Origin of the sequence: Bradyrhizobium sp. WYCCWR 12699, from assembly GCF_032144035.1 — a bacterium.
Lineage (GTDB): Bacteria > Pseudomonadota > Alphaproteobacteria > Rhizobiales > Xanthobacteraceae > Bradyrhizobium.
Genome location: NZ_JAVTJN010000036.1, coordinates 691,486 through 713,096, shown reverse-complemented (window position 1 = coordinate 713,096; position 21,611 = coordinate 691,486). Strand labels below are relative to the sequence as shown.

The 21,611-nt window shown below is 64.9% G+C and carries 26 protein-coding genes; 13 read left to right on the top strand and 13 right to left on the bottom strand.

Features of this window, described 5'->3' with window-relative positions:
* Window positions 1–217: 217 nt before the first annotated feature.
* The 4 genes from RPS27_RS28245 to RPS27_RS28230 are packed head-to-tail and all read right to left on the bottom strand — an operon-like array spanning window position 218 to window position 3,914.
* The gene (locus tag RPS27_RS28245; RefSeq protein WP_194402730.1) at window positions 218–493 is read right to left on the bottom strand and encodes a response regulator transcription factor; all 276 of its coding nucleotides are present in this window, start codon (window positions 491–493) and stop codon (window positions 218–220) included.
* Window positions 494–544: 51 nt separating this feature from the next.
* The gene (locus RPS27_RS28240) at window positions 545–1,768 is read right to left on the bottom strand and encodes an ABC transporter permease (RefSeq protein ID WP_313754731.1); all 1,224 of its coding nucleotides are present in this window, start codon (window positions 1,766–1,768) and stop codon (window positions 545–547) included.
* Window positions 1,765–2,490, bottom strand: a complete 726-nt coding sequence (locus RPS27_RS28235) for an ABC transporter ATP-binding protein (protein WP_212068499.1) — start codon at window positions 2,488–2,490, stop codon at window positions 1,765–1,767. Before RPS27_RS28235 ends, RPS27_RS28240 begins: the two co-directional genes overlap by 4 nt.
* Complete coding sequence (locus tag RPS27_RS28230) at window positions 2,487–3,914, bottom strand: efflux RND transporter periplasmic adaptor subunit (protein WP_211419233.1); 1,428 nt, start codon at window positions 3,912–3,914, stop codon at window positions 2,487–2,489. The genes RPS27_RS28235 and RPS27_RS28230 overlap by 4 nt, the downstream gene beginning before the upstream one ends.
* A 583-nt stretch (window positions 3,915–4,497) precedes the next feature.
* Between RPS27_RS28230 and RPS27_RS28225 the strand changes: the two genes are divergently transcribed.
* The 6 genes from RPS27_RS28225 to RPS27_RS28200 all read left to right on the top strand — a co-directional run bounded on the left by RPS27_RS28225 (window position 4,498) and on the right by RPS27_RS28200 (window position 7,485).
* Window positions 4,498–5,145: a response regulator transcription factor gene (locus RPS27_RS28225; protein WP_212068500.1), complete on the top strand. Its 648-nt coding sequence runs from the start codon at window positions 4,498–4,500 to the stop codon at window positions 5,143–5,145.
* 179 nt (window positions 5,146–5,324) lie between these two features.
* A complete protein-coding gene (locus RPS27_RS28220) occupies window positions 5,325–5,726 on the top strand; it encodes a curlin subunit CsgB (protein ID WP_194402725.1) in 402 nt (133 codons plus the stop codon).
* A gap of 120 nt (window positions 5,727–5,846) precedes the next feature.
* Window positions 5,847–6,239 (top strand): curlin, encoded by a 393-nt coding sequence (locus RPS27_RS28215; RefSeq protein WP_212068501.1) that lies wholly within the window; start codon window positions 5,847–5,849, stop codon window positions 6,237–6,239.
* Between the two features lie 25 nt (window positions 6,240–6,264).
* Window positions 6,265–6,675 (top strand): curlin, encoded by a 411-nt coding sequence (locus RPS27_RS28210; protein WP_194402723.1) that lies wholly within the window; start codon window positions 6,265–6,267, stop codon window positions 6,673–6,675.
* Between the two features lie 75 nt (window positions 6,676–6,750).
* Window positions 6,751–7,179 (top strand): curlin repeat-containing protein, encoded by a 429-nt coding sequence (locus tag RPS27_RS28205; protein ID WP_283818412.1) that lies wholly within the window; start codon window positions 6,751–6,753, stop codon window positions 7,177–7,179.
* Window positions 7,180–7,191: 12 nt separating this feature from the next.
* Window positions 7,192–7,485, top strand: a complete 294-nt coding sequence (locus RPS27_RS28200) for a hypothetical protein (RefSeq protein WP_212068503.1) — start codon at window positions 7,192–7,194, stop codon at window positions 7,483–7,485.
* A gap of 53 nt (window positions 7,486–7,538) precedes the next feature.
* Here the strand turns inward: RPS27_RS28200 and RPS27_RS28195 are convergent, their stop codons facing one another.
* Entirely contained in the window at window positions 7,539–7,820 is a 282-nt protein-coding gene (locus RPS27_RS28195; protein WP_212068504.1) for a hypothetical protein, read from the bottom strand.
* Between the two features lie 277 nt (window positions 7,821–8,097).
* On the opposite strand from RPS27_RS28195, the gene RPS27_RS28190 reads away from it, so the two are divergent.
* On the top strand, window positions 8,098–8,544 hold the full coding sequence (locus tag RPS27_RS28190; RefSeq protein WP_212068505.1) for a hypothetical protein: 447 nt from the start codon (window positions 8,098–8,100) through the stop codon (window positions 8,542–8,544).
* 7 nt (window positions 8,545–8,551) lie between these two features.
* Here the strand turns inward: RPS27_RS28190 and RPS27_RS28185 are convergent, their stop codons facing one another.
* Window positions 8,552–9,391 (bottom strand): GNAT family N-acetyltransferase, encoded by an 840-nt coding sequence (locus RPS27_RS28185; RefSeq protein WP_313754730.1) that lies wholly within the window; start codon window positions 9,389–9,391, stop codon window positions 8,552–8,554.
* Window positions 9,392–9,507: 116 nt separating this feature from the next.
* On the opposite strand from RPS27_RS28185, the gene RPS27_RS28180 reads away from it, so the two are divergent.
* Complete coding sequence (locus tag RPS27_RS28180; RefSeq protein WP_212068507.1) at window positions 9,508–10,212, top strand: SDR family oxidoreductase; 705 nt, start codon at window positions 9,508–9,510, stop codon at window positions 10,210–10,212.
* Window positions 10,213–10,480: 268 nt separating this feature from the next.
* Window positions 10,481–11,305 carry an outer membrane protein gene (locus tag RPS27_RS28175; protein WP_212068508.1) on the top strand — a complete coding sequence of 275 codons (825 nt, stop codon included), beginning with the start codon at window positions 10,481–10,483 and terminating at the stop codon, window positions 11,303–11,305.
* A 63-nt stretch (window positions 11,306–11,368) separates the two neighbouring features.
* On the opposite strand, the gene RPS27_RS28170 is transcribed toward RPS27_RS28175, so the two are convergent.
* The gene (locus RPS27_RS28170) at window positions 11,369–12,430 is read right to left on the bottom strand and encodes a serine hydrolase (RefSeq protein WP_212068509.1); all 1,062 of its coding nucleotides are present in this window, start codon (window positions 12,428–12,430) and stop codon (window positions 11,369–11,371) included.
* A gap of 283 nt (window positions 12,431–12,713) precedes the next feature.
* Here RPS27_RS28170 and RPS27_RS28165 point away from each other — a divergent pair, with 283 nt between their 5' ends.
* From RPS27_RS28165 to RPS27_RS28155, 3 genes are all read left to right on the top strand, one after another.
* Window positions 12,714–13,100, top strand: coding sequence for an ArsR/SmtB family transcription factor (locus RPS27_RS28165; RefSeq protein ID WP_212068510.1), 387 nt, complete (start codon window positions 12,714–12,716; stop codon window positions 13,098–13,100).
* 2 nt (window positions 13,101–13,102) lie between these two features.
* Window positions 13,103–13,594, top strand: coding sequence for an SRPBCC family protein (locus RPS27_RS28160; RefSeq protein ID WP_212068511.1), 492 nt, complete (start codon window positions 13,103–13,105; stop codon window positions 13,592–13,594).
* Between the two features lie 184 nt (window positions 13,595–13,778).
* Window positions 13,779–14,045, top strand: a complete 267-nt coding sequence (locus tag RPS27_RS28155) for a hypothetical protein (RefSeq protein WP_212068563.1) — start codon at window positions 13,779–13,781, stop codon at window positions 14,043–14,045.
* Window positions 14,046–14,070: 25 nt separating this feature from the next.
* Here the strand turns inward: RPS27_RS28155 and RPS27_RS28150 are convergent, their stop codons facing one another.
* The 4 genes from RPS27_RS28150 to RPS27_RS28135 are packed head-to-tail and all read right to left on the bottom strand — an operon-like array spanning window position 14,071 to window position 18,422.
* The gene (locus RPS27_RS28150; RefSeq protein WP_212068512.1) at window positions 14,071–15,291 is read right to left on the bottom strand and encodes an ABC transporter substrate-binding protein; all 1,221 of its coding nucleotides are present in this window, start codon (window positions 15,289–15,291) and stop codon (window positions 14,071–14,073) included.
* A gap of 22 nt (window positions 15,292–15,313) precedes the next feature.
* Window positions 15,314–16,300 carry a Bug family tripartite tricarboxylate transporter substrate binding protein gene (locus tag RPS27_RS28145; protein ID WP_212068513.1) on the bottom strand — a complete coding sequence of 329 codons (987 nt, stop codon included), beginning with the start codon at window positions 16,298–16,300 and terminating at the stop codon, window positions 15,314–15,316.
* A 39-nt stretch (window positions 16,301–16,339) separates the two neighbouring features.
* Window positions 16,340–17,536, bottom strand: coding sequence for a CaiB/BaiF CoA-transferase family protein (locus tag RPS27_RS28140; protein WP_212068514.1), 1,197 nt, complete (start codon window positions 17,534–17,536; stop codon window positions 16,340–16,342).
* A 1-nt stretch (window position 17,537) separates the two neighbouring features.
* Window positions 17,538–18,422, bottom strand: a complete 885-nt coding sequence (locus RPS27_RS28135) for an IclR family transcriptional regulator (protein WP_212068515.1) — start codon at window positions 18,420–18,422, stop codon at window positions 17,538–17,540.
* A gap of 223 nt (window positions 18,423–18,645) precedes the next feature.
* Between RPS27_RS28135 and RPS27_RS28130 the strand changes: the two genes are divergently transcribed.
* On the top strand, window positions 18,646–19,488 hold the full coding sequence (locus RPS27_RS28130; protein WP_194402709.1) for a hypothetical protein: 843 nt from the start codon (window positions 18,646–18,648) through the stop codon (window positions 19,486–19,488).
* Window positions 19,489–19,492: 4 nt separating this feature from the next.
* Here RPS27_RS28130 and RPS27_RS28125 read toward each other — a convergent pair whose 3' ends face one another.
* Window positions 19,493–20,704 carry an ABC transporter substrate-binding protein gene (locus RPS27_RS28125; RefSeq protein ID WP_212068516.1) on the bottom strand — a complete coding sequence of 404 codons (1,212 nt, stop codon included), beginning with the start codon at window positions 20,702–20,704 and terminating at the stop codon, window positions 19,493–19,495.
* 41 nt (window positions 20,705–20,745) lie between these two features.
* The gene (locus RPS27_RS28120) at window positions 20,746–21,597 is read right to left on the bottom strand and encodes a fumarylacetoacetate hydrolase family protein (protein WP_212068517.1); all 852 of its coding nucleotides are present in this window, start codon (window positions 21,595–21,597) and stop codon (window positions 20,746–20,748) included.
* Window positions 21,598–21,611 lie beyond the last annotated feature (14 nt).

Genomic DNA, 21,611 nt, shown 5'->3' with positions numbered 1-21,611 from the left:
TCGCATCGCAGGGGAGGCGCAGCGCTGTATCTGGGGCACGAGAGCGGTCTTTGGCGCATCACTGCTTCGACTTCGTCATTGCGAGCGCAGGAAGCAATCCAGAATTCCTCCGCGGAAAAGCATCTGAATTGCTTCCGCCTTCGCCTAGGCTTCGGCGGGCAAATCGCTGCGCTCGCGATGACGGAGCAAGAAGCACCGCCGGACTTTGTGCAGCGGCCTAAGCGGGCTTTGGCGCCTGCGGATGGCGGTCGGGTCTGGCGAGATCGCGGCGTAGCGACAACGGGGCCGCGTGCAGGGCAAACGCGATCGCGATCTGCGTCCTGTTCTGAAGCCGGTATTTGCGCATGATGTTGCCGATATGCGCCCGCACCGTGTTCTCGGAGATCTTGAGCTCGTAGGCGATGTTCTTGTTCTGCAGCCCTCGCGCGATCAACATCATCAGCTCACGCTCGCGCGGCGTCGGTGCTATCGAATCCTTCGGATCCGGGCTCATGATGGGCTCCTCCCTGGGCTACGCGCTGAATGGTCCGCTTTCAGCATCTTCTCACTCCGTTTTGAGCGCCTCGATGGGGCTGAGCTTGGATGCCTTGTGGGCGGGATAGAAACCGAAGATGAGGCCGGTGGCGATCGAGAACACGAGGGCAAGGCCGATCGCCTGACCGTCGATCGAGGTGACCCATCCCGCCATGCGGGCGACCGTCATCGAGAGCGTGACGCCGCCGGCAACCCCGATGGCTCCGCCGAGCAGGCAGAGCACGAGTGCCTCGCACAGGAACTGCAGACGGATGTCCCGCATCCGCCCGCCCAGCGCACGGCGGATTCCGATCTCCCGCGTGCGCTCGGTGACCGACACGATCATGACATTCATGATGCTGATGCCGCCGACGAGCAACGAGACCGAGGCGATGGCGACGAGCAGCAGCGCGACAGTGCGGATCGCGCCCTGCTGCGCCTCCATCGCGGCGGCCGGATCCTGGACTTTGAAATCGTCCTCCTGGCCGCCGGGGATACGGTGGCGCTGCCGCAGCAAATTCTCGATCTCCGCTCGCGCACCCGCCATCTGTCCGTCACCGGCCACCTTGGCGATGATGTAGGCGACCGAATCCCTGTTGATGTTGCTCGCACTGCCGAGGAAGCGCAGCTTGGCGGTGGCGAGCGGCACGAAGGCGACGTCGTCCTGCGCGGGGCCCTTGCGGTCGAGAACGCCGACCACCTCGAGCGGCACCTTCATGATCCGGATCTGCGCGCCGATCGGGTCGTCGCCGTCGGCGAACAGCTCGCGTGCGACGGTGCTTCCGAGGATCACGACCTTGCCGGCGCCGGCCTCCTCGGAACCGGAAAAATAGCGACCACTCGCGAGCTGCCAGTCGCGGACCATGAAATGCCCCGTCGTGGTGCCGTTGATGGTCGTATTCCAGTTCTTGCCCTCGTGGATGACCTGCGCCGTTCCGGCGAGCGAGCCTGCGGCGGCCTGGATTTCCGGAAGCTGTTCGAGGATGGCCTGCACGTCGCCCTCGGTCATCGTCAGCTTGCTGCCGTCCTTGAGACGCACTCCGCCCTGGTAGACCGCACCGGGGGTGATCATCAGCACGTTGGCCCCGATCGAGCGGATCTGCTCCTGCAGACGCAGCTGCGCGCCGGCCCCGATCGCAAACACCGTCACGATGGAGGCGACGCCGATCACGATGCCGAGCATGGTGAGGAAGCTGCGCAGCGGATTGAGCCGCAAGGCGTGCAGGGCGATTTGAAAGGCCTGGAGCATCGTCATGATAGAGCGCTTCGTTTCGGCAGGATCGGAGCCAGCGTTTCGTCGCTGACGAGCTCGCCATCATACAGGCGAATGGTGCGGCGGCACTGCGTCGCGATGCCCGGATCATGCGTGATCATCACGATGGTCTGGCCGGTCCGGTTGAGCGCGGCGAACAAGGCCAGGATCTCGGCGCCGGTGCGGCTGTCGAGCGCTCCGGTCGGCTCGTCCGCAAGCACGATCAGCGGGGAGGCGATCAGCGCGCGCGCAATCGCGACGCGCTGCTGCTCGCCGCCCGAGAGCTGCCGCGGGAAATGATGGGCCCGGTGCAGCATGCCGACGGCCTGGAGGCTTTGCTCCGCACGCGCCAGGCGTTCCCTGCGGTTGATGCCGCAATAGACCAGCGGTAGCGCGACGTTCTCGAGCGCGTTGTGGCGGGCCAGGAGATTGTAGGACTGGAACACGAAGCCGATGCTGCGCGCCCGCAAGGACGACCGGCGGTCTTCCGACAGAGCGGCGACGTCGGCGCCCTCGAGATAGACGGCGCCCTCGTTCGGCAGGTCGAGCAGCCCGATCATGTTCATCAGTGTCGATTTGCCGGAGCCGGACGGCCCCATCACGGCCGCGATCTCGCCTTGCGCGATGTCGAAGCTGACATTGCGCACCGCAGTCACCGCGATCCCGTCGGTGCGGTAGGTCCGGCTGACCGAGCGGAGGCTGATAAGGGGCGGGGACGAGGTCATGATCCAAACCTGATTCCGAGGAATTCGAAGCCCGCTGGACGGATCGCCTGGCCGATTGCGACCTGGCTGCCCTCGTCGAGACCTCCGCCCTTGAGTGCGACTTGCTCGGTGCCGGCCGCGCCGACCGTCACGGCAATGCGCTGGAGCGCGCCGCTCGCGGTGCGCACCCACACGCCGCTGTGCGTGCCGGCCGGATCGGGCCGTGTGCCGGAGGGCTGGAAGCGCAGCGCCGCCAGCGGCACCTTCAAAACATCGTCCTGCCGTTCGATCACGATCTTCACCAAAGCGGTCATCCCCGGGAGCAGCGCGCCGTCGAGATTGGAGGTCGCAAGAACGACGGTGTAGGTGACGACGTGCTGCTGGGTCTGCGGGGCCTTGCGGACCTGTCGCACCACCGCCTCGAAGCGGCGGTCGGGGTAGGCGTCCACGGTGAAATGCGCGCGCTGGCCGGGGGCGATGCGGCCGATATCGGCCTCGTCGACCTGCGCATGGATCTCCATGTCTTCCAGGCGGTGGGCCACCACGAAGGTGGTGCGCGATTCCAACCCAACCGCGAGGGTCTGGCCCTCGTTGACGAACCGGCCGACGACGACGCCGTCGATCGGCGAGCGGATCACGGTGCGGTCGAGATCGGCCTGCGCCGCGGCGAGCACCGCCGCCTTTTCCGGCACGGCCATTCGTGCTTGTTGCAGCTCCGCCTCGATGCGGCGGACGTCGGCCTGCGCACCCTCCACCGAATAGGAGTTGAGGGACATCAGGATCTCGGCCTCGCGCTCCTGGGCGAGGCGCGCGGTGAACTCCGTCTGCGCGTCGTCAACCGCCGTCGTCGCCACCACGTTTTGCGACTGCAGCGCCAGCTTGCGCTGCAGAGTCTTCTGCGCCGAGCTCTTCACCGCCTGGGCGCTCTCGAGCTTGGCGGCGAGCACGTCCCGGCTGCCTCTGGCGTTTTGCAGGTCGATTTTGGCGCGATCGAGCTTGGCCCTGGCGATGTCGACCAGGGAATTGGCGACGGCGAGCGAAGCCTTGGCTTCGTCGACCTTGGCGGCAAAGCTGCGCGGATCGATCAAGGCGAGCGGCTGATCCCTGGCGACGGTGTCGTTGAAATCGACATAGACCCGGGCGAGCTGCCCGGACAATTGGGAACCCACCTCGATCGTCTTGACGGGCTGCAGGGCGCCCGTGACGGTGACGGTCTGCTCGATGCTGCCGCGCTGGATCGACGCGTAGCGGAATACGGGCGAATCGGGCCCCAATGACGCGGCATTGCGTCCGGCGGGCACGAGCAGGCGCCGGGTCGATTCCAGCGCGTGCGAGGCCTTGTCCGCAGCGCTGCCGGCCGCGCCGATGACGGCGGGCCCTGCGGCATAGACCGCGGCGAGGCTGCAGGCAGTTCCAAGCAAGGCAATGATTGGTACAAATCGCATATCAAAAACCCGCCTCTCGAATAATGGCTGGCGGCACGGATAAAGATCGCGCTATGGTTGTAAATCTTCCAAAGCGATATCGATCGTCAGTATGTCGCCGCTGATGGGGCGACGGTCGGGCGCGGCTGATGATCCAGACGTAAAGTCGTAAGCCGCGAATTTTCGTGATTTGCTGCGGATGCATACGAAGCGTATCGATACGAGGCGCGCGGTATCGAACTCGACAAGCTGACTGAACGTCCCGTTTGCTCTGGCCGAAGCGGCCGGTGCAGGGCGTTCAGGCCGGCCCATGAGTGGCGATGCATGATGCAACTGGCGATACCACGACGCAGGAACGTCGCAATTTCGAAATCAGCCCGCCTCGATGCCGGCGGCGGCGAGGTCGAATCACTTCAATCACGAAGCCCGATATGTGAACGCCTTCACTCGTCTCAGGCGCGAGTTGGCTCTAAGAGGTCGAACCGGCGGAGCGATGCGCCTCGTTCGATCGCTGCGATTCTATCCAAGCACCTTGATCACGCTTGCAAGAAGAATGGACGGCTCGGTTTTTTCATCGAGCCGCAAGCCGGGGAGCCCGTTGCTCATGAATTCAGGTCAAGCCACAGTTTATGTCGTTGACGACGAAATTCAGATTCGAACTGCGATCGGGAATCTCTGCGAGGAGACCGGACACCAGGTGAAGCTGTTCGCCACGACGGAGGCGTTTCTCGCCGAGAGTATTTCGCCCGGTCCTTCGTGCCTCGTGCTCGATGTCCGCTTTCCCGGCACCTCGCCGACCGGACTCGAACTGCAGCGCCAGCTCGCCGAGACGGGCGTGCCGATTCCGATCGTCTTCATCAGCGGCCATTCCGACGTCCGCGTCTCGGTCGAGGCCATGAAGCGCGGCGCGGTCGAGTTTCTGCCGAAACCTTTTCGGGAGCAGGAGATCCTCGACGCGATCAGGCATGGCATCGAGCGCGATCGCAGGCGCCTCGAGCGCGAGGATGTCGTGCGTGAAGCGCGCCAGCGCGTCGAAACGCTGACCGCGCGAGAGCGCGAGATCATGCTGCTGATGGCCGAAGGGCTCATCGCCAAGCAGATCGCGGCGCGGCTCGGCGTGAGCGAGGTGACGGCGAAGGTGCATCGCGCCAGGATGATGCGAAAGCTGGAGCTGCGTACGCCGATCGAGGTGGTGCGGCTGATCGACAGCATGGGGCGTGAAGCGGAGACGCCGCGCGCCGGCGCGGGATAGCGCGGCTCGCGAGCTTTCACGGGCCGCATTTCACGGCAGGCGTCTAGTCCGTACCGATTAGCATGAATGGCAGTCTGTCGCGCAGGCCGCGATCGGTTCAAAGTATCCCTACGATGTCGGCCTCTTCCAAGACGGCATCCGTACTCAAGTCAGACAACTTGTCCAGAAAGGGATATTCCATGCGCAAATTGTTTTTTGCTTCCGTTGCATTGTTCGCCCTGTCCTCCGCGGCGCAGGCCGCCAACACCTCGACCACGGTGCAGGTCGGCGTCGTGAACGGCTCGTCCGTCACGCAGAACGGCCTTACCAACGACAGCTCGTCGACCAGCCAGCTCGGCATCGTGAATACTGCGTCCACGATGCAGGGCACCGGTTCGGCCTCGCTCAACAACGCGAGCACGGTGAACCAGATCGGCGTGCAGAACTCGGCGACCACCGGCCAGGTGGCGTTCGGCAACAACGGCAGCGCGATCACCCAGAACTCGTTCGGGCCGCCCGCGCTGCAGAACAACGCCGCCGCCGTCGGCCAGCTCAGCGTGTTCGGCGTCAACGGCAGCACCGTCTCGCAGACGGCGCACTGAACCACGCAACCGTTCGGCCGGACGCATCCAGTTGCGGTGCGTCCGCGCCAATCTCGAATACACCGCTACCGGCCGGCCGATCAATTGCGACGGCTCGCTCATTCTCGCGGAGGAATTGACATGCGGATCACCTATTTCATTGCAACCTTTGCGGCGTTCGCCACGCTGACGGCCGCCGATGCACAGGCCGGCAACACGGCCAGCGTGCTGCAATTCGGAAACACCAACACCTCGTTCATTTCGCAGAGTGGCGGCACCAGCAACAGCGCCACGACGCTGCAGTTCGGCGCCACCAATACCGCGACCACCTTGCAGACGGGCTCGCTCCTGACCGTCAACAATTCGGTGATCGGGCAGGGCGGCACCACCCCGACTGCGACCAACACCGCGCTGGCCGGCCAGGTCGGCGGCAGCAATACGAGCCTGATCGGCCAGATCGGCGCCACCAACACGGCCGGCGTCGGTCAGCTCGGAATCCTGAACGGCTCGACGATCATCCAGCAGGCTCCGTGAGCGGATCCGAAGTGCGAGGCATGTCATGAAACATCATTTGGGATGCGCGGGCGCCGTCCTGCTCGCTCTGGGCCCGGTCGGCGCGGGGCCAGCCCGGGCCCAGACCGCCGACATCAAGACCATCGTCTCGGTCGGCGGGCCGCCCGTCGTGCTGAACCAGAACAGTCAGCTCAACCTGGCGGGCGTGTTCATGATCGGCGGCAGCACCAGCGCGACCGTGACGCAGAACGGCACCAACAATGCCACGGGCGTCCTGCAATTCGGCGGGACCAATTCCGCATCGGTCGGGCAGGCGGGCGCGAACAATCTCGCCTTCGTCGGTCAGACCGGCCAATCGGCGAGCAGCCTGATATCGCAGCTCGGCACGATGAATGCGGGCACGGTGGCGCAGTTCGGCGCGGTTAACACTTCCACCGTCGTCCAGACCGGCCCCTAAAACGCGCGCGAACTCATCGGCGTCGGCAAGCAATGGGGGAAGACGATGCGAGGCAGGCAGATCTTGAGGCACACTTTGGCGCTGGCGGTGTTGCTCACCGCCGTCGGCACGGCGACGCAGGCGAGCGCCGGGTCGGTGCAGCACAGCGTGACGAAAGGGAAGGTGAGCATTGAAACGGTCGTGCAGTTCGGCGACAATGTTCAGCCGGTCACGATCGAGGAGAACAGCCCGATCAATATCGCGCGGGTGATCCAGATCGGCGGGACCGGGATGGTGGACGCGACCATCATCCAGAACGGCACGCGCAACTATGCCAATGTGATTCAGGTGGGCGGCACCACCAATGCCGTCATCGGTCAATCCGGGGTGAGCAACACCGCCGAGATCACCCAGATCGGCAATTCCACCAACACGCTTCTGCTTCAGGTCGGCGACATGAACTCAGGAGCCGTGAGGCAGTTCGGGCGTTTCAACTGGCTGGCGATCTTTCAGTTCAGCCGATGATGGAGGTGTGACATGAGGTTGCTCCTGCTCGCATCCGGAATAGGACTCATGGGCGTGGTTGCGATGGCGCCGGCTGAAGCAGGCGATGGTCACACCACGACGGTCCAGGACGAGAACGGCACGTCGGTGATCACACAGAGCGGTGATCCCGCGCAGGCCGAGGTTCGCATCGAGAAGGAACCCGGGCGCACGACGGTCTATCGCCGCAGCGGTGGCAACACTGCCATCGTGACGCAAAGCACCGGACAAGGCACCGGCAAGGCGCAGGACATGCTCGACTGGCTGCGCAAGCAGCAGGGCCGGTGACGCACGAAGGCCCACCGTCCGCTCTGGACGGTGGGCCTCGCCGCGCGCGGATCTTACCAGCGATATCCGCCGGTCAGCGTGCCGTTGTTGTTGCCGTCAGGGCCGACGTCACCCTGCGTCGAGCTCGGCGTCGGATGGTTGGTGCCGTTGATTGCACCATAGGGGTCCGCGACATCAGGATAGTAGGCGCGCGGCTGAACCGGCTCGTAGGCGGGGGCGCTGCGGTCCCAGCCCATGCGCGATCCGTTCCAGTCGTAGCCCTGCGCCGAGGCGGCCGCGGTGCCGGCGACGAGCGATGCCGTGATCAGGCAGAGGAGTTTCGACTTGTTCTGCATTTGAGATGCTCCTTGCTTGTGTCGGGAGCCAACGGTTGCACTGTGGGAGCGTTCCGGAACCGGTCCGGCGAGAGCGATCAACTCCGATCAACTGGTTATGAATCGCCTGTCCCGGAACGAAACGACGGAGGCGGCAATCCCGGGCGCTCTTGCCGCACCGGTTCCCCGGCTAATCGCGTGCTTTAACCAAATATTAATTATACGTTTGCGGCTGGGCGACAGCCCGGCCTAGCGTAGCTGCGGGGAGCCGCCGAAGCCAAACGAGTTGGTGCGTATCATGATGTCCAGATCATATGGGGCGATGCTCGCCTCGCTCAGCGCCGTCGCGCTGCTCCTTAGCCTCAGCGACAGTTTTGCACGACCCGGCGGCGCCGCGCCGCATGGCATGACTGCTGCGCCGTCCGGCGTCGCGGCGCGTCCGCCCATCGCGCCGGGGGCCCGGTTCCACCGGCGCAATAACCCCTTCGTGTACTGGCCGGGAGGCGGCGGCTTCTTCTACGACAGCGCCGGCTACAGCCAGCCCTTCCTCGATGCGGCGCAGCCGGTCTCCACTGACGTGCGCTACACCTACACCTATGACGTCCCCTGGGACTGGTCGCATCGTTTCCCGCCGAACGTCGTGCCCTCCGACCGGCCCTATGTGCCGAGTTGCCCGACGGAGCAGGTGACGGTGCCCGGCCGCGGCGGCAGCGAGCACACCGTCAACATCACGCGCTGCTATTGATTGGGGTCTAGCCCAGCTCGAAGCTGGTCACGCCGAAGACGCGGTCGATCCGCAGCGGCGGGATCGCGCCCGTATACATCCGCGCCGTCTCGAACACCGGCTTCAGCCCGAGCGCCTCCGCGAGCGCGATGGCGTCACGGTTGACGGCGGGGACGTCGAGGAAGACCTCGTCATCCGCGCTTGCCAGCAGGGCCTGCACGATCGCCTCCGCCGCCCTGCGATCGTCGGCGACCAGCGGGCCTATCTTGTAGCCGGTCCGGCACGGCCGGATCACGCCCCATGCGGCGAGCTCGCCGTCACGCATAAGCGCGCGGCCGACATGGCCCGACGTGCTGATCCAGGCACGCAGGAAAGTGCTGCGCCGGGCCGGGAAGACCGTGGCGTCATCGGCTTCCACACGCGTAAACGGGATCGTGTCGAGTGCGACGACATCGGCGGGCGGCCTTGCAGGCGCAGTGACGACGCCGCCATAGCGGATATTGGCGTAGGCAAGCTGGAAGCCTGACTTTCTGTAGTTGCTCTGCTGCGCCACCACGCCATCGAGCCCGATCACGCGCGTGCCCGCATGCGCGATCGCCGCGTTCCAGATGCGCAGGCCGTGGCCGGAGCCGCGAAGATCCGCACGCACGATGTAGAAGCCGAGGAAGGCGAAGCGATCGTCGAAATTGACGCAGGAGACGGTCGCGACCGGCTCGCCATCGATCTCGCCGACGAAGAAGCCTTGCGTGTCGGGGATGGCAAAGCAGGCGGCATCGGAGAGGCCCGGATTCCAGCCCTCGGCCGCGGCCCAGCCGATGGCAAGCGAGATTTCCTCGGGGCGCAAATTGCGGATCAACAGCTCGCTCATCTCGCGTTGCTCATGACTGTGACCTTCGACCATGGACCTGCCGACAGGTCTGGCTGTAGAAGACCTCATGATAGGCCGAGCCTGCGGCTCGCCTCAACTCGAAGGGATGATCGGTCATGGCAGCAGAGAAGGTTGCGCTCGTTACCGCCGGCGGCAGCGGCATGGGGGCAGGGGCTGCGCGGCGGCTGGCGGCGGACGGGTTTCGTGTCGCGATCCTGTCGTCCTCGGGCAAGGGCGAGGCCCTGGCGGCCGAGCTCGGCGGGCTCGGTGTCACCGGCTCGAACAAGTCGAACGACGATTTGAAGCGTTTCGTCGACGGTGCGATGGCAAAATGGGGACGGATCGACGTGCTCGTCAACAGCGCCGGCCACGGCCCGCGCGCGCCGATCACCGAGATCACCGACGAGGAGTGGCACACCGGCCTCGACACTTATCTGTTGAACGTGATCCGCCCGACGCGGCTGGTGACGCCGATCATGCAGGCGCAGAAGGGCGGGACCATCATCAACATTTCGACGGCCTGGGCGTTCGAGCCCAGCGCGATGTTCCCGACCTCGGCGGTGTTCCGCGCAGGGCTCGCCGCCTTCACAAAAATCTTCACCGATGACCATGCCGCCGACAACATCCGCATGAACAATGTTCTGCCGGGCTGGATCGACAGCCTGCCGCAGCAGGATGCACGCCGCGACAGCGTGCCGATGAAGCGCTATGGCAAGGTCGAGGAGATCGCGGCGACGATCTCGTTCCTGGCCTCCGACGGCGCCGCCTACATCACCGGCCAGAACATCCGCGTCGACGGCGGACTGACGCGCTCGGTCTGAGGCAAGCAGAGCCGAGTCGCGGCCTCGCGGCCTTGTCGTCATGCGACAGCGGCGTGCGCTGCACGCCGTTGATGAGGGGTGATCTGTGGCCCTCCAGTCACACTGCTCATCCGTTTGTACGATCTCCGATGCACACTACGTCACAGTCCCGATGAACTTCGCCGCAGCCCAAGACGACGAGCGGCGCGCGCCGTATGCCCTCACTGCGCGGGTTTTTATCGGCGGGCAATCGAAACGCGAGTTCATCGCGTGGGGCAAGGAGACTGGAATGAACAAGTTGTTGCTGGCGATCGCGTCGGTTGTCTTGGGGACCGCGTCCGTTCAGGCGGCCGACCTCGCGGCGCATTACACCAAGGCGCCGGCAATGGCGCCGCTCTATAACTGGACCGGCTTCTACGTCGGCGGCAATGTCGGTGGGCAGTGGGGCAGCGCGAACCCGGCCACCACCACGCTGTTTCCGGTGGCCGCCTATTTCGCGGATTCGAGCGTGACCGCCATCGGAACGGTCGGCGCCCAGCACATCAACAGCTCCGGCGTGACCGGCGGCTTCACCGCCGGCTACAACTGGCAGGTCAACAACGCCGTGCTCGGCCTCGAGGGCGACATCAACTATTTCGGCTTCAAGGGCAGCGCGAGCAGCACGGCCGTCTATCCCTGCTGCGCGCCGACCACCTTCACCGTCAATTCGTCGGTCTCGGCCGACTGGCTCGCCACCATTCGCGGCCGCATCGGCTTCCTCGCGACGCCGAGCTGGCTGATCTACGCCACCGGCGGTGCCGCCATCGCAGAGGTCAGGGGCAATTTCAGCTTCACCGATACCTTCGCAGGCGCGACCGAATCCGGAACGATCCGCGACACCCGCGTCGGGTGGACCGCGGGCCTCGGCGGTGAATACGCCGTGGGCAATGGCTGGTCGTTGAAGGCCGAATATCTCTATGTCGATCTCGGCCGCAGCAGCATGACCAGCAACAATTTCAGCGTCGGTGTGGCTTTGCCGGCGCAGACCTTCACCCATTCGGTCGACCTCAAGTCGAACATTGTGCGCGTCGGCGTGAACTACAAGTTCGGCGGACCCGTCGTCGCCAGGTATTGATCTGTCCCGGTCCGATCCTGGCGTGGAAAGCCCCGGCTCGGCCGGGGCTTTCTGTTTTGAAGTTCAGCCTGCGTGCGATGCCAGCAGATGTGCCAGCGCGGGAAGAATCTTGTAGCGGGCGATCTCGTGCGGATACTCGCCGCGATTGGCCAGCAGGACGATGCCGATCCGCCGCGCCGGCACCAGGCCGATATAGCCGGAGGCGTTGTTGAGGCCGCCGGGCTTGTCGACGATGGTGACGCCCGGAAGACGCACGGTCTCCCAGGCCATGCCCTGTCCGAATTTCTCGTCGACGCGGAAGGCCTCGCGCTGCGTCATCCGCAGCGCCTCGCGCAAATGCGGATCGATGGCCCGGCCATCGACGCAGGCCGCCGCGAACGTGGCAAGATCCCGCACCGAGGCGAACATCTGGCCGGTGCCGAGAAAGGCAAAATAGCTCTGCTGATCGCCGATCGGGCCGACAGCCGCGCCCTGGTCGGAATAGCCCTGGACCGCGCGCTGCATCCAGGCGGCATCCATGACGGCGCGATTGTCCGGCCCGCGCTCAGGAAAGAACGTTGAGTGCATGCCGAGCGGCTTGAGGATGCGCCCCTCTATCAGCGTGCGGATCGGCATGTCGTAGCAGCGCTCGAGCACGAGCTGAAGCAGCACATAGCCGGCATGGGTGTAGATGCGTTGCCGACCGGGCGCGACGCTCGCCGCCGGCGCGAAGGCGTTCAACATGGCGATGAACTGCGCGCGCGTGTACTCATCGTTCGGCCAGGGCGGATGGTCGGTCGGCAGCAACAGTCCCGATGTGTGCGTCACCAACTGGCCGACAGTGACGTTGCGGATATAGGTGCCGTCCAGCTCGGGCAGGTATTTCGGCAGGCGGTCGTCGAGCCGCAACTCGCCACGCAGCACGCCGAGCGCCACAACAGCCGCCTCGAACGGTTTTCTCAAGGAGGCGAGGTTGAACAAGGTATCCGGCGTCACCTTCCGGCCGGTCGCATCATCGGCAAAACCGTAGCTGAAGAACTCGACATGGCGCCCGGCATAGAGGGCGGCGGCGAGGCCGCCCGCATGGTCCGGCGTCGCGGTCGGTGCCAGCTCGCTCGCGACGATGTCGCGCATCTGAGCGATCATGTCGGAATCCGCCGAGGCGCGTTGCGAGCAGAGCACGAGCGCAGCCGGAATGAAGACGGCCCGGGCGAAGGTCCGCCGGGTGATGGGGGATGAGGTGACAATAGGCGGCACGAGCTCTGATGAACGATTCTGGGGCGCCCCCGATCTGCTTTAGCCGGAAGCGTCCCGCGGCCCAATTCACAATTGCGCGTCGCAGGTTCCGCATCGAAGCCGGCGGTACAAAACTAAGCCAATCGGATAACAATTGTTGACGCGCGCGTCCACGTCGCCTATAGTTAGCTTCATGGCTAACCAATTGTCCCACCTCGACCAGGTTTTCGCAGCGCTCGCCGATCCGACGCGGCGCGCGATCGTGATGCGGCTGTGCGCGGGGGAGGCGTCGGTCGGCGAGCTCGCCGATCCCTTCGACATGGCGCTGCCGAGCCTCATGAAACACATCCATGTGCTGGAGACGAGCGGGCTCGTGCAATCGGAGAAATCCGGCCGCGTGCGGACCTGCCGGCTCAGCCCGGATGCGCTGCTCGGGGCGGAGGACTGGTTCCAGCAGCAGCGCGCGATCTGGGAGGCGCGGCTCGACCGGTTCGAAGCCTATGTGATGAAGCTCAAGAAAGAGAAGGAGCAGGCGGTCGCCAAACGGCCGTCCCGCACAACCAAGAAGAAAGGTTCTTGACGATGACGAATTCTGCCAATCCCGCTCTGTCGCAATGGTCGCTCGACCGCGAGATCGTGATGTCGCGCGTGATCGACGCGCCCCGCGATCTGGTGTTCGAGGCCTGGTCCGACCCCAAGCATCTGCCGCAATGGTTCGGGCCGAAGGGTTTCAAGGTCGAGACCTTCGAGATCGACGTGCGGGTCGGCGGCGTCTGGCGCTTCAACATGATCGGCCCCGACGGCACGGTCTATCCGAACCGGATGCGCTTTCGCCGCATCGAGCGGCCGTCGCTGATGGAGATGGATCACGGCACAGACCAGGACGAGGATCCCGGCATGTTCCGCTTCACCGTCACCTTTGCCGAGCAGAGCAACGGCAAGACCGTGCTGATGATGCGCCAGCTCGCCTCGAGCGCCGAGCAGCGCGACGGCATGATCGGCTTCGGCGCCGTCGAGTACGGCTATCAGACGCTCGACAAGCTCACGGCCTATGTCGCCGGCATGAAGCGGTGAAGACATGAGGTCCCGGCGCAGAGCCTCCGGGACCGTTTTCGCTGACATTGGCAAGGCGTGCCGACGTGCGATGACTTGCGGCGGGGGCGTCGTTCCCGCGACCGGAACATTATCGGGATTAGCGGGCTTTCTGCCGCACGAGGGGGGCCGCAGGAACGATCGCGCTTCTCCGGCTTTGCCGGTGATGACGCACATTGTTTTCAGCGACTATCGCAATCCCGCCGCGGAGCAGGCCTACGAGATTGCCTGGGATTTTCTCGACCGCACGGGCGCGATCCGCGACGAATTCGAAGCCTGCGTATTCCTGGCACAGCGCATCACCGGGATGGTCGAGGAGGGGCAAACCAACCGGATCCGCAGGGCCAATCGCGCCATCTCCCAATATCAGCACCATGTCCGGGAGAGCGACCCTTTGATCCGCAACGGCGGCCGGCGAGCCGGCCAGCGTTGAGCGCCGTCTCGAAGCCTGGCTCTTCTCACTCCTTCGCCTCGTCCGTCACGATGTCGCCGAGCTTCTGCCAGCGCTGGCCGTCGAACTGCACCATCTGGAACTGCTTGTTGACGCGATAATCGGTCGGTGTGGTCGTGACCGAGATTCCCGGGAGCGTCAGATCGAGCACGACGTGCTTGAGGCTGGTTGCCTGCCGCATCACGTTCTCGCGGGTCAGATCGTCGCCGCATTGCTGCAGCACCTGCACCAGCAGCTGGGCCGTGATGTATCCGTACACGTTCAGGTTCGAATCCTTGTCGCCGTCGGGATAGTACTTTGCCATGAAGGCGAGGTAGCGCTTCATGCCGGGATCGTCCTTCCAGTCGGGGTCTGCGGCATCCTTGACGTAACCGACGCTGACGACGCCCTTGGAATTGTCCAGGCCCGCCGGCTTCAGCACGGCGCTGAGCGAGGAAGCGTTGATGTCGATGATGTGCAGCGGCTTCCAGCCGATCTCGGCGACCTTCTTGATCGCCTGCGCCGCCTGTTTCGGCGTCGTGGCGCTGAACAGCACGTCGGCGCCGGCGTCCTTCAAGCGCAGGATCTGCGAGTCGATGGTCGGCTCGGAGATCTCGTAGGAGGTCTCGGCTACCACCATCTTTGCCTTGTCACCGAGGCCCGCCTTGAGGCCGGCAAGATAGTCCTTGCCGAGGTCGTCATTCTGGTAGAGCACGCCGATCTTGGCGTTCGGATGGTTCTTCAGAAGGTACTGCGCGTAGATCCGGCCCTCGACGAGGTAGGAGGGGTTGAAGCCCATGGTCCAGGGAAAGGATTTCGGATCGGTGAAGCGTGCCGCGCCGGTGGCAGCGAACAGCTGCGGGATCTTCCTGGCGTTGAGATATTTCTGCACGGCGACGTTCGGCGCCGTGCCGATGATCTGGAACGTCAGCAGCACCTCGTCGCTCTCGACCAGCTTGCGAACCTGCTCGACCGTCTTCGGCGGCGAATAGGCATCGTCATACTGGATCAGCTCGACCTTCCGGCCGTTCACGCCGCCCTGGTCGTTGATCATCCTCATATAGGCCGCCTGGGTCTTGCCGATCACGGCGTAGGCCGAGGCCGGGCCACTGAGCGGCACGGTCTGACCGACCTTGATCGCAGTGTCGGAGGCACCGGGATCGTATTTCTTCTGCGCATGAGCCTGTGCGAGCGACATCACCAGGGCAAGCGCGGTGACCGCGACGCGATCGAGAAGACGGTTCTTCATCTTCGTTCCCTGTTGCCTGCGATCATTCGCCCTTGAGCCCGGCGTCGCGGATCAGCTTGGTCCACTTCTGGGTCTCGGCATCGATGAACCGGCCGAACTCGGTGGCAGTGCCTGCGCGCACCTCCAGACCTTGAGCGGTCAGCTTGTCCTTGATCGCGGGCTCTGCCAGCGCGCGCAGGACTTCGGCCTGGAACTTGTCGACGATCCCGGGCGGCGTCGTGGCGGGCGCCATGAAGCCGTACCAGCCGGCGGCGGCGACGTTGGGAAAGCCCTGCTCGCGCAGCGTGGGTGCATGCGGATAGAGTGCGCTGCGCTCGGGCGAGGCGACGCCGAGCACGATGAACTTTCCGCTCTGGATGTAGGGCAGGGCAGTCGGCAGCGCCGTCAGCGTGGCATCGACGCGTCCGGCGAGCAGCTCCGTGTAGGAGGCCGCATCACCCCGGAACGGGATGTTGAGACCCTTGACGCCGGCGTCGCGGAACAGGAGCTCACCTGCGAGGTGCGGCTGCGAGCCGGCGCCGGGCGAAGCAAAGGTCAGCCCATCCGGCTTCGACTTGCCGTAGGCGATCAATTCGGGAAGCGTCTTGAATGGTGCGTCGGCGCTGATGATGAGAAACAGCGGCGCGACCACGACCATCGCGACCGGCTGCAGATCCTTGCGGTCATAGGTCAGCTTGCCGAACAGCGCCTCGGCGGTCGCGTAGGGCGCCGCGACGTAGAGCAGGGTGTAGCCGTCGCCCGGGGCATGGGCGACCATGTCGTTGGCGATGCGGGTGCCGGCACCCGGCTTGTTCTCGACGATGAATTGCTGACGGAGATTGCGGCCGAACTCTTCGGCGAGCAGGCGCAGCGAAATGTCGTTGGAGCCGCCCGGCCCGTAGGGCGAAATCAGCCGCACCATGCGCGAGGGCCATGCATCTTCGGCCCGTGCCGTCAGGCTTGAGCCGGCCAGAAGGCCGCCTGCGATTGTGCCCAGCAGGGTTCGTCGTGTGACGTCGTGCGATGCCACGATCTCTTCCTCCCTTTATTGTAAGTCTTCTCGTTAGTTTCAGATCACCTTTCGCTCGGTGAGCCGTTCGATCTCCTGCTCGGTCAGGCCGAGCCAATTGCGAAAGACCTCGTCATTGTCCTGGCCGACGTCGCCGGCGGCGTGACGCATTTGCGCGGGATCATTGGTGAAGCGCGGAACGACATTGGTCATGGCAACCGTGCCGAAATCCCGGTCAGCCACGCGCGTGATCACCTCGCGCGCTTTCATTTGCGGGTCGTCGGCGATCTGGTCGATCGAATAGATCGGGGCGAGCGTTCCCTGCGCTGAGTTGAACCTTGCGAGGACGTCATCGAGGGGATGGGCGGCACACCAGCCGGCGAAGATGTCGTTGAGCTCGGAAGCGTGCTTGACGCGCCGGTCGTTGCTGGCGAAGCGCGGATCGTCGATGAGGTCGGGCCGTTCGATCGCCCGGCAGTTCGCCGCAAACAGTGCGTTGGTCGAACCTGCGAGCGTCACCCAATGATCGTCTTGGGTGCGAAATACGGCGGCTGGCGCCGAATAGCCGTTGGCATTGCCGATCCGGCTGCGAACGGCGCCGAGCTGGTCGTGCTCGATGGCGAGGACGTCGAGCAGGCGGAAGGTCGCCTCCGTCAGCGAAAGATCGATCTCCTCGCCGGGCGCATTCGGGTCACGCGCCCGTTTCCACAGCGCCGCCAGCACGCCGACGGCGCCGAACAGGCCGCCGATCGAATCCCCGATCGGATAACCGGGGTGGGTCGGCTCGCCCTCGCTCTCCCCGGTGATGTAGGTGAGCCCGCCCATGGCCTCGAAGATGCGGGCAAAGCCGGGCCGCTCGCGATAGGGGCCATCTTGCCCGAAAGCGGTGGCGCGCAGGATCACGAGGCGCGGCTGGATCGACCACAGCACCTCCTTAGGCAAGCCCCAGCGGTCGAGCGTTCCCGGACGGAAATTCTCGATCAGCACGTCGAAGCGCGGCAGCAGCTGCTTGAATAGCGCAAGCCCATCCGGTGTGCGCAGGTCGAGCGTGGCGAACTTCTTGTTGCGGTTGGCCGCCTTCCACCACAGCGGCTTGCCGTCCTTGAATGGCGGAAACGCCCGCACGCCGTCGCCCTGGCCGGGCATCTCGATCTTGAGCACCTCGGCGCCGTAGTCGGCCAGCAGCGTCGCGGCAAAGGGCGCTGCGATGATGGTCGCGATGTCGAGAACTCTCAAACCTTCGAGCGGCCCAGCCATCTCACGTCCCGGTGTTGGTCTTCTTGGTCTTGCGCGCCGGCGGCGCGGGGGCCGCCTGTCCGACGATGGCGCGGATGCTGTCGGCGAGCGCCGCGATGCGCGGACCGATCTCGCCTTCCAGCTGGCCCGGCTGGAGGCGGAACGCGGGGATGCCGCAATTGATCGAGAACGACTGCCTGGATTCGCTGACGTGGAACAGCGGCGCGGCGACGGCATGGATCGAAGCCATGTACTCGCCCCAGCAGGTGCAGAAGCCGCGGCTTTTGCATTGCGTGATCCCGGCGCGGTACTTGTCACGGAAGGCCGACCATAACTCGGCGTCCTCGGTGGCGATGTTCCGTTCGAGCCGCTCGGCATCGGCCGGCGGCAAGGTCGCTGCCGCGGCGCGTCCCATCGCGGTCATCACCACGGGAATTGGCATGCCGATGTCGGGCGCGTGCGGCCCGACATCGCCGGAGCGCGCGGTCTCGACATAGATCATCGAGGTGGCGTCGAGCAGGCCGATCGAGACCGTGCCGCGGACGCTGAGCGCCAGCTCCTGCATCATGGGCCGCGCCACCTGGCGGAATTGCATGCCCGCAAGCAGCGGATGCGCGATCCGTAGCGCCCGCGCAGCGACGCGGTACTTCGCCCGCTCGGCGTCGTAACGGAGGTAGCCGAGTTCGGCCAGCGTGTGGGTGAGCCGCGCAACCGTCGGCCGCGGAATGCCCGTCAGCGTCGACAGCTCCATGTTGCCGAGCAGTGTGCTGCCGGCCTTGAACGCTTCGAGCACGACCAGCCCCTTCGCCAGCGTCGTGGCGAAGGCGGCGTCATCGACGCTCTCCGCCAGCACGGCGGCGGCGGAGGAGGGCGCATGTCGCGGCTTGGGCGAGTCTTTCGTAGCCATTCCTGACTATCGAACGGACGCGTCGCTTTTGTCTAATAGATTCATCGGCAATGCAAAATTTGTCCGATATGTGGACACGAGAGTTGCTGCGAAGTTTCACTGAAGAACGCGCGCGAGCGAGGCGACCACACGGATTTTTGTCGTGATTGCATGCCGTCTTGTGACAGGATTATTACGTCGACATGTCAGATCGATAATTCACCGATAATTCTCGGAGCGGCTCATGTTGCAGTGGCAGGCGCGGTCAAATCCCCTCGCGTGGTGGTGGGGGTCTCTCACGCTCGTGAGCGCGGCCAATATCCTGGTCTGGTTCATGCTGTACCGCGAGTTCTACCCGACGGTCGCAGGAAGTGCGGGCGGCGGCTCGGACATCGGGCTGATGTTCCTGCTCTGCGCCGGCTACGTGTTCGGCTGCGCGTTCCGCTCGTTCCTGCCGCGCGCGGACGTGCAGCGCATCTGCCTGTTCGACACCTGGCTGTCGAGCGTCGTGGTCGGCCGCACCGTCGCGACCGTGGCCGAGCTCTGCTTCGTCGCGCAATGGGCCATCATCCTGCATCAGCTCGGCAAGATGACGGGCGCGGAGACCGCGGTGAACATCGCGCTCGTGATCGTGCCCATCATCATCATCGCGGAGTGCTTCTCCTGGTACGCGGTGGTGACGACCAACTTCCTCTTCAACGCGATCGAGAATTCGCTGTGGGCCGTGACCTTCTTCCTCGCCGGCATCGCGCTGTGCCGCCTGATGCCGGAATTCCAGGGCGTGGTGCGCTGGGCGCTGATGTCGGGCATCGTCGGCATCGCCTGCTTCCTCGCCTTTCTCGTCACCGTCGACGTTCCCATGTATCTCAGCCGCTGGCGGGCAGGGCACGCCGAGGGCAACAGGTTTCTCGGCTTCCTCGAAGGCCTGCATGACGTTTCGACGCGCTGGGTGGTGACCCACGACATCGCGCACTGGAAAGGCGAGCTGACCTGGATGTTCCTGTATTTCAGCGCCGCGGTGTGGTCGAGCCTGGCGCTCTGCGCGCTCTATGCGATGGAAGGCCAGCTGGTGCGTTATCTGGCGTAAGCTGCTACTTGCCGACCAAGCCGCATTTGCTGCGGTCGAGCGGGCGGAAGGCCTGGTCGGGCGGGATGGTCGCGACCAGCTTGACGAAATCCCAGGGGCCTTTGGACTCCTGCGGCGTCTTGACCTGCACCAGATAGAGGTCGTGCACCATGCGCTGGTCTTCGCGGATGCGGCCGTTGGGCGTGTAGGCGTCCGACACCGGGGTCGCCTTCATCTTGGCCATCACGGTTGCGCTGTCGTCGGAATCGGTGTCCTTGATCGCCTGCAGATAATGGCGCACGGCGGAATAGACGCCGGCCTGGATCTGCGACGGCATCGCCTTTCGGCGCGCAAAGAACGCATCGGAGAATTTCCTGGCTGCCGGCGAGACGTCCTCGAAGAACGAGGTGACGATGAGGTCGCCACGGGTTGCCTTCAACCCGACCGCCTCGATGTCGACGTTCTGGAACGACATCGGCACGATCTTGATTCCCTGATCGGCGAGGCCGAATTCCTCGGCCTGCTTGATCGCGGTGGCATTGTCTCCGGCCACGTTGATGGCGAGGATCTTCGCGCCCGAGGACTGGGCCTGCAGCAGGAACGAGCTGAAATCGGGCGTGCCGAGCTGCGCCTTGACGCCGCCGGCGACCTTGCCGCCGAGTTCGCCGATGCGAGCTCGTGCCGTCGCCTCGATCGAATGGCCGAAGGCGTAGTCGCCGGTGATGAAGAACCACGGCTCCTTGCTGGTCTGCATGATGCCTGAGACCACGGCGGTCGCCGTGGAATAGGCGTCCTGGGTCCATTGCACGCTGGTCGGCGCACAGGCCTCATCGGTGAGCTGGTTGGCGCCGGCGCCGGAGACGAGGAAGATCTTTCCGTTGCCGCGGACCAGCTCCTGCACGGCGAGGGCGGCGCCGGAGCTGCCGCCGTCGGCAATCGCCTGGACGCCGTCGCTGAACCATTTGCGGGCGAGCGATGCCGCCAGATCCGGCTTGTTCTGGTGATCGGCCTGCAGGATCTCGATCGGCTTGCCGTTGATCTTGCCGCCGAACTCCTCCGCGGCCATCCGCGCCGCCTCGACCGAGCCCGGGCCCATCGCGGTGGCGAAGACGCCGTTCATGTCGGTCAGCACGCCGATGCGGATGGTCTCGCCTTTGATCTCGGCGCGCGCGGCAGGGCATGCGAGCGCCAGCGTCGTCAGCATGATGGCGGTAGACAGCGAGCGAGAAGAGTTCATGGCGTTTCCTGATTTTATCGTTGGTTGATCAGTCGCGAAGCTCAGGCCGGTTCGGCGATCACCGTGTTGCGCAAGGTGCCGATGCCGGAAATCTCGACCTCGACGGTGTCGCCCGGCCGCATCCACAGCGGCGGCGTGCGCTTGGCGCCCACGCCGCCCGGCGTGCCCGTCACGATGACATCGCCGGCGACGAGCGGGCAGATCGTGGAGATGTAGGCGATCAACTCGGGGATCGCGGTGATCAGGAGGTCGGTCGTGGTGTTCTGCACCACGTTGCCGTTGAGGCGCGTCTGCAAGCTGAGGCTGGATGGATCCGGAATTTCATCCGCCGTCACCAGCCACGGGCCGAAGCTGCCGCTCTCGGCAAAGCTCTTGCCGGAGAGGAACTGGCTGGTGTGGCGCTGCCAGTCGCGGACGCTGCCTTCGTTGTAGCAGGAATAGCCGGCGACGTGATCGAGCGCGCGGTTCGCCGGAATGTTGCGGCCCGCCTTGCCGATGACCAATGCGAGCTCGCCTTCATAATCGAAATCGTCGCTCACCTTCGGCTTCACGATCGGCTGGAGATGGCCGACCTGGCTGCAGGCGAAGCGTGCGAACAGCGCTGGCTTCTCAGTCACCGTGCGGCCAGTCTCCGCGACGTGGTCGCGGTAGTTCAGGCCGACGCAGATGATCTTGCCGGGATCGGGGATCACTGGAGCGAATCTGACCTTGTCGAGCGGATGATCAAGTGCCGTCGAGGCGACGAGCTTTGCCGCCTCGGTGAGGCCGTCCGATTCAAGCAACTGCCGCAACGTGGAGCAGGGCGCCATGCGCGCGCCGAGATCGACGATTCCGTTGTCCTTGACGGCGCCGAACGAGGCGCGGCCGTTAGCGGTGAAAGAGAGGAGCTTCATGAGATATCCTTGAG